Raw genomic sequence first — 8264 nt, forward strand, 5'->3', positions numbered from 1 at the left:
ATGAGAAAGGGTGTGAAAGAATTGGTAGACCAATTTGAAACTCCGTTATTTACAGCATTAATAAAACATGCAGAAAACAACCCGATTCAATTCCACATTCCCGGCCATAAAAAAGGGAATGGTATGAACCCTGAGTTTAGAGAATTTATTGGTGAAAATGCTCTTTCAATCGATTTAATCAACATTGGACCTCTTGATGATTTACATCTTCCAAAAGGAATTATAAAGCAGTCACAAGAGTTAGCTGCCAAAGCATTTGGTGCAGATCATACCTTCTTCTCTGTTCAGGGAACCAGCGGGGCCATTATGGCCATGATTATGTCCGTTTGCGGACCGGGTGATAAAATTCTTGTGCCGCGAAATGTTCACAAATCGATCATGAGTGCGATTGTTTTTTCAGGGGCAGTTCCTATTTTTATTCATCCGGAAGTAGATTCCTATTTTGGAATCTCTCATGGAATTACACCAGATTCTATTGAAAGTGCATTAGTTTTGCACCCAGATACAAAAGCTGTTCTTGTTATCAATCCAACCTATTATGGCATCTCTGGGGATTTAAGAAAAATTGTCAGCATTGCACATTCCAGAAATATTCCAGTACTTGTAGACGAAGCACATGGAGCACATATTCATTTTCATAAGGAGTTGCCGTTATCCGCGATGGAGGCAGGGGCAGATATGGCGGCGACAAGTGTACACAAATTAGGCGGTTCCCTTACTCAGAGCTCCATTTTAAATTTACGGGGAAATCTAGTTTCACCGAAACGGGTCCAAGCGGTTCTGAGTATGCTAACGACTACCTCGACATCTTATTTATTACTGGCATCATTAGATGTAGCTAGAAAATCATTAGCCACTGAAGGACAAGCACTGTTGGAAGACACGATTCTTAAAGCCGAGGAAACACGTTCGAAAATTAATGAAATTCCTCATCTTTATTGCATGGGTCATGAAATCCTGGAATCAAGTGCTGCAGTCGCGATGGATTCTACGAAACTATTAATATCTGTAAAAGAGTTAGGGATAACAGGGTTTGATGTTGAAAAGTGGCTGCGAAATAAATTTAATATTGAAGTCGAATTGTCCGATCTGTACAACATACTTTGTATTGTAACACCTGGAGATACACAGAAAGATTTACACACACTTATTAAAGCATTAACTGTATTGTCTCAGGATTACAAAGTTCAAGCGGACATGAATGTAGACAGTTCGGTCTTGTTACCTGAGATTCCTCCTTTGGCTTTAACATCACGAGATGCTTTTTACGCTGAAACGGAAGTGATTCCATTTGAACAGTCTGCTGGAAGAATTATTGCAGAATTTGTAATGGTTTATCCGCCTGGAATCCCAATTTTTATACCAGGTGAGATTATTACGAAAGATAATTTAGTATACACAAGAAAAAATATCGAAGCCGGTCTTCCTGTTCAAGGTGCAGAGGATGAACAACTAAGAACACTTCGTGTTATCAAGGAACATTTAGCAATTAAATAAAAAAAATAAAAAGGCGGCGAAATAAATGAACTTTGCAAAATTAATAGATCATACATTACTTTCACCAATCACTAAAGAAAAAGAAATCGTTAACTTATGTCAAGAAGCAAAGCAATATGGTTTTGCTTCTGTATGCGTAAATCCTGCATGGGTAAGATTATCAGCGGACCTTTTGCGCGATTCGGATGTAAATGTGTGTACGGTCATAGGATTTCCTATAGGGGCGAATACGCCCGAAACAAAAGCATTTGAAACAAAAAATGCAATTGAGAATGGCGCGACGGAAGTTGATACAGTAATCAATATCGGGGCATTGAAAGATAAAAATGATGAAATGGTAGAGCAAGATATTCGTGTGGTTATAGATGCTGCAAAAGGAAGAGCGTTAGTTAAGGTAATTATAGAGGCTTGCTTACTAACAGAAGAAGAAAAAGTTCGCGCATGCCAAATTTCTGTGAAAGCCGGGGCAGACTATGTCAAAACTTCAACAGGATTTTCTTTAAACGGAGCAACTGTAGAAGATGTAGAAATAATGAGGGGAGCAGTTGGGCCCAATGTTGGGGTTAAAGCATCTGGGGGCGTTCGTGACATTGCTGATATAAAATCAATGATTGAGGCAGGTGCATCAAGAATAGGTACTAGTTCTGCCGTGAAGATTCTTGGATTATAGTTATATTTGTGAATTAAATTACATTCTATAAAAAGTTAAACTTGGAAATCTCTTAGATTAAAGAAAGGGGTATTATATGAAATTAAAAAGTGTTTTATTGCTGTTTGTTTTCTCTATTATCACAGTGCTTACGGGATGTGAGCCGCTTATGGTCCTTGATCCAAAAGGGCCTCAAGCCCAAAGGCAAGCCAATGATATTGTGCTATCCATCAGCATCATGTCATTTATTGTGATTATTGTTTTCACAATTTTGATATATATGTTAATTAAGTATCGTGCCTCAAAGCAAAGTCCGGACTATGAACCGCCTCACATTGAAGGAAAGAACTGGGTAGAGGCAATCTGTGTAGGAATTCCTGTCATCATTGTTTCTTACTTATCATTCGTATCTGTTCAAAGCAATTACATTGTAGAAGCAAAACCAATAGCATATCAGGATAAGGAATCTTTAGTTATTTATGCTTCATCCTCTGATTGGAAATGGCATTTTAGTTACCCGGAAGAAAATATTGAAACGGTTAACTATTTGTACATTCCAACAGACCGTCCGATTGAATTTAAGATCTATTCATATGGACCAATTACAAGCTTCTGGATTCCGCAGCTTGGTGGGCAAAAATATGCAATGGCAGATATGATTACGACATTGCACTTAGCTGCAGATGAATCAGGTGAAATGATGGGACGTAACGCTAGCTTTAGCGGTAGGGGAACTGCCGAAAATACGTTCAATGTAACTGCAATGTCTCAGAAGGATTTTGATAAATGGGTTAAAGATGTGAAGAAAACAGCCAAGCCTTTAACAGAGAAAAAATTTGATGAGCTATTAAAACCTAGTCATTTTGGACAAATGACATTTACAGGCACTCATTTAGGCTTTAATCCTCCTCCTGAACATAATCACAGTGGGTTTGATGGACCTGAAAAAGCTAATAAAGAAAGCATACAAAAAGAAACGTCCGAACACAATCATCATGAGTAAATAGTAATCATTTATGTAATAATCTCTTGATAAAACATAGATAATCTCGAAAGGAGTTAATAAAGGATGGAATTCTTAGAACGTTTTGCCGTACCGCATACAGGTATCGCAATTTATGCTTCAATGGTTGCGATTGGACTTACCTTGATTGCCATTATTGCGGGCTTAACCAATTTTAAAAAATGGGGATATTTATGGCGTGAATGGTTAACAACAGTGGACCATAAACGGATTGGTATTATGTATTTATTCTCAGCCTTGATAATGTTATTCCGGGGGGGAGTGGATGCCATTATGATGCGTGCCCAGCTTGCGGTACCAGATAATAAGCTGCTGGATGCACAGCATTATAATGAAGTCTTCTCAACACACGGGGTTATCATGCTTATGTTTATGGCAATGCCATTTATCTTTGCTTTTATGAACTATCTTGTTCCATTACAAATTGGAGCGCGTGATGTTGCTTTTCCAAGATTAAACGCATTAAGCTTTTGGTTATTCTTTTTCGGAGCGATGCTATTTAATATCTCCTTTGTTGTCGGAGGTTCACCAGATGCAGGATGGACTTCTTATTTTCCACTTGCCGGGAATAAGTTAAGTCCATCGGTCGGAACGAACTATTATATGTTATCTATTCAAATATCCGGCCTAGGTTCACTTATGACAGGCATTAACATGATAACAACTATTATTAAGATGAGAGCACCTGGCATGAGGTTAATGAAAATGCCGATGTTCACATGGTCTGTTTTAGTTACGAATCTGATCATTGTAACAGTTTTCCCTGTATTAACAGTCGCACTTGCTATGGGAACCATGGATCGACTTTTTGGCACCCATTTCTTTGCATCCACGAATGGCGGGATGGATATGCTCTGGGCTAACTTGTTTTGGGTTTGGGGACATCCTGAAGTCTATATCCTTGTATTGCCAGCCTTTGGGATATATAGCGAAATTATTTCAACCTTTTCCAGCCGTAACCTTTATGGTTATAAATCGATGGTTGGTTCAATGGTTATCATTTCAGCTTTATCATGTATGGTTTGGGCCCACCATTTCTTTACAATGGGTCAAGGGGCTTTGGCAAACAGTTTCTTTTCGATCACAACGATGGCCATCTCGGTTCCTACAGGAGTTAAGATTTTTAACTGGTTATTTACATTATGGAAAGGAAAGATTCGATTTACTGTCCCAATGCTTTATACGATTGGGTTTATTCCACTCTTTGTAATCGGCGGGGTTACAGGGGTTATGCTTGCGATGTCTGCAGCTGACTACCAATACCATAACACCATGTTCTTAGTAGCTCATTTCCATAATGTGATTATCCCAGGCGTTGTATTTGCCATGCTTGCCGGGCTTACCTACTATTGGCCGAAAATGTTTGGCTTTATGTTAAATGAAAGAATTGGCAAATGGACCTTTTGGCTTCTATCAATCGGATTTTGCCTAGCCTTTTTCCCAATGTACATCACTGGTTTAGACGGACAGGCACGCCGTATGTACACTTATTCTGAGACAACTGGTTATGGACCATTAAATATGGTTTCATTTGTAGGCGCAGGCCTAATGGCTATCGCCTTTGCTTTAATCGTATACAATGTTTACTACAGCGTTCGTTATTCACCTAGAAATATCAGTGCTGATCCATGGGATGCACGGTCACTTGAATGGGCTACCATTACACCGGTACCGGAATATAATTTTGCCATTACACCTCATGTTGCTTCCATTGAGGCATTCTGGGATTCAAAGAAGAAAGGGCATGAACTGTTCCCGGGAAAATGGGAAAAAATTCATATGCCAAGTAATAGCGGGGTTCCATTTATACTGAGCGCCATTTTCTTTGTATGGGGATTTTCATTAGTATTTTCATTGTGGATTCCAGCCATTATTTCAACCCTTGCTATATTTGCTTGTATGTTCCATCGCTCATTTGAGAAAGATCATGGTCGCTATATTTCTGTTAACGAAATTAAAGAAACTGAAACAAAATTGCGAGGTGCTAACTAATGAAAATCGACCACTCGCTTCCAATAGAATATAGTACAAAACAAAACGGACTGAACATTTTTGGCTTTTGGGTTTTCTTAGCAGCTGAAATTATGCTATTTGCCACTCTTTTTACTTCGTATTTTACGTTAGAGCATAGAATTGGAAACGGTCCGGGTGGCGCTGAAATTTTCGAGATGACTCCTGTTTTACTTGAAACATTGCTATTATTGACAAGCAGTTTTACAATCGGGCTCGGTATTCATGCAATGCGCCTTGGACGCACAAAAGCGATGCTGACATTTTTTGTGATTACACTTCTTCTTGGTCTAGGTTTTCTTGGCTTTGAAATAGATGAATTTATTACGTATATTCATGAAAGTGCTACACTGCAAACTAGTGCATTTACCGCCATTCTGATGACTACATTAGGAACCCATGGCGCACACGTTTCTTTCGGTTTATTCTGGGGAGCAGCTATTCTTATCCAGATAAAAAAACGGGGCTTGACTCCGGAAGCAGCAAATAAATCATTTATCTTCTCTCTTTATTGGCATTTCTTAGATGTGGTTTGGATCTTTATCTTCAGTTTCATCTATTTGAAAGGAATGATGTAATATGAGCGAATTATTTCCGCGAAAACAAATGATGGGTTTTGTCTTTTCCCTCGTACTATCGGCAGTCGCTCTTACAGTTTACTTTTTGGATTTGTCTTTTGCAGCAGGTATAACCGTCCTTGTTATTACATCATTTGCTCAGGCATTCCTTCAGCTCGTTGTATTCATGCATGCTGGTGAAACAGAAGATAAATGGATAATATACGGTAAGGTATGTTTTATGATTGCCATGGCCTTAATTACGGTTTTTGGCACATTGCTAATCTTTCTCTGGGATATGTAAGAAGATGGAGAGCGTTTTGGGACGCTCTCTTTTCATTTATATTAATAAGTTGCTATCAGTCATGATTATTTTTTTACTAAATACAATCCGTTTCTTGATTTCATTGGTGGAATTTCAATTCCCTTTGAAGTGTTTTCTACCATCTCCTCGGTTGTAATAAAGAACACTCCCATAAGGAAAAAAAGAACGGCTCCTACAATGGTTCCTATACCAATACCAATGACTGGACTAGAATCGCTTAAAAAACCATATAAAAAGATCATCATACCCATCATTAATGTAAAACTGCCGGCCCATTTTGTTTTATTTAATATTTTTAAACGTGAATTCATCATAATGTCCTCCTTTGTATGGGGATACATTATTGAAAAGCATAAAATGGCTTTAATATTTAGTAAAAATAATACTCTTGTATTTTTTTTGCAAGAAGAATTTCTGCGACTTCCCCTTTATAACTATTATTCACTTTGTTCACAAAATTGTCAAAACTTTGTTGTGAAAATATTGAAAATTAATTGGATTAAGGGCCAAAAATGTGATATGTGAGAATCAGATGAAAAAGAAATTTTGAGATATGATGTATTAATTCACAGAAAGCTGTTTTCCTTGTGGGGGCAGAATTACCGACTAACTCTATCAATATACTTTTTAAACCATTATTCTTTTGAACTAAAATGTCTTTCTCATCTAAAGTGGATGGCAGTATTTTGTTCCATCTGGATGGACAAATTCAATCTTCTTTCTATTATAATAATACCTATAAGGCATACTCACCCCGATGTTTTTAAATTAATAGAACAAACAGTAGCAAGAGAACGTGGAGCGGAGGAAATAATATTCTCTTTCCTAAAATAAAAGTCATTTTCTTACCATAGAAAATGGCTTTTTTACTAATAGAGGAGGTAAAATTGTGAAGCTTATTGTTAAAATCTGTCTATCCTTTTTCTGCATTATACTCCTGACTAGCTGCCAAGGAGGAATAAAAGATCCACTAAATTGGAAATTGGACGATTTCCATGCCAAAACAGAAGAAGAAAAAGATATAAGTTTAACAGATTTAAAAGGGAAAGTGTGGGTCGCAGATTTTATCTTTACCAATTGCACAACCGTATGTCCGCCTATGACGGCAAATATGACGAAACTACAAGGTATGTTAAAAGAGGAAGGCTTAGACGTGGAAATCGTTTCGTTTAGTGTCGACCCATCAGTAGACCCTCCTAAAGAATTAAAAGGGTATGTAATGAAATTTAATGGAGAATTGTCAAATTGGCACCTGTTAACAGGATATTCACAAGAATTTATTGAAGAATATGCATTAAAGAATTTTAAAACCATAGTGAAAAAACCAGGAACAGATAACCAAGTCATCCATGGCACTTCCTTTTATCTTATTGATCAAAAAGGGAATGTCGTGAAAGATTATGATGGAATGACTGTGCCTTATGACGATATGATAAGAGATATTCGTATTTTATTAAAATAAGATAATGATATTTGTAATCGATGGTGGGCTGATAATTAGAGTAGGGGGCAATTGTGAAAACAAATAAAGCAAATCATATAATCAACGAAAAATGGAGACGTGAAATTCACGTCTTTTTGTCGTTGTCGGATTTTTACATGGAAGGTGATATGGATGGTCAAAATACATGGATATTGGATGGTTCATATTTTCTCTAAATTTTTTATTATAGGAGTGAGGTTAATGCCAATTAACCGCCTGGAATGATGCATTCATATTTAAAAGATTGTTAAATAAAAGGGGGAGTTCACATGTTCTTTGCATACCTATTTTCTTTTGGTTATATTATTGGAAGTGTTTGGGCGACATATGCCATCATTAAAGGTTGCATTGAAGCTGATGATGAATTTATAGAGGTTCCTGCTACAAAATAATATCAGCTTTTGAGGTCCTATTTTGATAAAAAAAGGTTTATAGATTTATAGAAGGTTGTTCACACCATTGTTACACCGTATAGATACTAAAAAAGAAGCGCTAAAACGAAGGTTTTAGCGTCAGATTGTAGACAAAAAGCATTCGATGAGCTTAATCGAATGCTTTTTTATGTTTTTTTGCTCGTAAGAGCAAAATTTTGACCTTTCCTATACCTATATCTAGGCCATTTCTGGACTTTTCCATGTCCAGTTGGCCATCTTTTTCAAATTCATGGCAGCAAAAGTAAGCATCGCTTGCATGGACAATTTTTTTAGGCCTCTTAAGGT

10 protein-coding genes are annotated in these 8264 nt (G+C 37.2%); 9 read left to right on the forward strand and 1 reads right to left on the reverse strand.

Translation table 11 applies throughout. The features are described 5' to 3' along the window. Positions 1 to 21: 21 nt before the first annotated feature. The 6 genes from ACE198_RS10975 to qoxD all read left to right on the forward strand — a co-directional run bounded on the left by ACE198_RS10975 (position 22) and on the right by qoxD (position 6041). The gene (locus tag ACE198_RS10975; protein WP_375375617.1) at positions 22 to 1497 is read left to right on the forward strand and encodes an aminotransferase class I/II-fold pyridoxal phosphate-dependent enzyme; all 1476 of its coding nucleotides are present in this window, start codon (positions 22 to 24) and stop codon (positions 1495 to 1497) included. 25 nt (positions 1498 to 1522) lie between these two features. Next, positions 1523 to 2167, forward strand: a complete 645-nt coding sequence (deoC, locus tag ACE198_RS10980; RefSeq protein WP_375375605.1) for a deoxyribose-phosphate aldolase — start codon at positions 1523 to 1525, stop codon at positions 2165 to 2167. Positions 2168 to 2243: 76 nt separating this feature from the next. Then, positions 2244 to 3149: a cytochrome aa3 quinol oxidase subunit II gene (gene qoxA / locus ACE198_RS10985; RefSeq protein WP_375375606.1), complete on the forward strand. Its 906-nt coding sequence runs from the start codon at positions 2244 to 2246 to the stop codon at positions 3147 to 3149. 66 nt (positions 3150 to 3215) lie between these two features. Continuing rightward, positions 3216 to 5162 (forward strand): cytochrome aa3 quinol oxidase subunit I, encoded by a 1947-nt coding sequence (qoxB, locus tag ACE198_RS10990; protein ID WP_375375607.1) that lies wholly within the window; start codon positions 3216 to 3218, stop codon positions 5160 to 5162. Beyond that, positions 5162 to 5758, forward strand: a complete 597-nt coding sequence (gene qoxC, locus ACE198_RS10995) for a cytochrome aa3 quinol oxidase subunit III (protein ID WP_375375608.1) — start codon at positions 5162 to 5164, stop codon at positions 5756 to 5758. Before qoxB ends, qoxC begins: the two co-directional genes overlap by 1 nt. 1 nt (position 5759) lies before the next feature. Next, complete coding sequence (gene qoxD / locus ACE198_RS11000; protein WP_375375609.1) at positions 5760 to 6041, forward strand: cytochrome aa3 quinol oxidase subunit IV; 282 nt, start codon at positions 5760 to 5762, stop codon at positions 6039 to 6041. A 65-nt stretch (positions 6042 to 6106) separates the two neighbouring features. Here qoxD and ACE198_RS11005 read toward each other — a convergent pair whose 3' ends face one another. Beyond that, entirely contained in the window at positions 6107 to 6373 is a 267-nt protein-coding gene (locus tag ACE198_RS11005; protein WP_375375610.1) for a hypothetical protein, read from the reverse strand. Between the two features lie 587 nt (positions 6374 to 6960). Here ACE198_RS11005 and ACE198_RS11010 point away from each other — a divergent pair. The 3 genes from ACE198_RS11010 to ACE198_RS11020 all read left to right on the forward strand — a co-directional run bounded on the left by ACE198_RS11010 (position 6961) and on the right by ACE198_RS11020 (position 7937). Beyond that, the gene (locus ACE198_RS11010) at positions 6961 to 7524 is read left to right on the forward strand and encodes an SCO family protein (protein WP_375375618.1); all 564 of its coding nucleotides are present in this window, start codon (positions 6961 to 6963) and stop codon (positions 7522 to 7524) included. Between the two features lie 53 nt (positions 7525 to 7577). Further along, on the forward strand, positions 7578 to 7721 hold the full coding sequence (locus ACE198_RS11015) for a hypothetical protein (protein WP_375375611.1): 144 nt from the start codon (positions 7578 to 7580) through the stop codon (positions 7719 to 7721). Between the two features lie 93 nt (positions 7722 to 7814). Continuing rightward, on the forward strand, positions 7815 to 7937 hold the full coding sequence (locus ACE198_RS11020; RefSeq protein WP_375375612.1) for a hypothetical protein: 123 nt from the start codon (positions 7815 to 7817) through the stop codon (positions 7935 to 7937). Positions 7938 to 8264: the final 327 nt, after the last annotated feature.

The sequence above is a fragment of the Neobacillus sp. KR4-4 genome (assembly GCF_042136325.1).
In the GTDB taxonomy this organism is placed as follows: domain Bacteria; phylum Bacillota; class Bacilli; order Bacillales; family Cytobacillaceae; genus Neobacillus.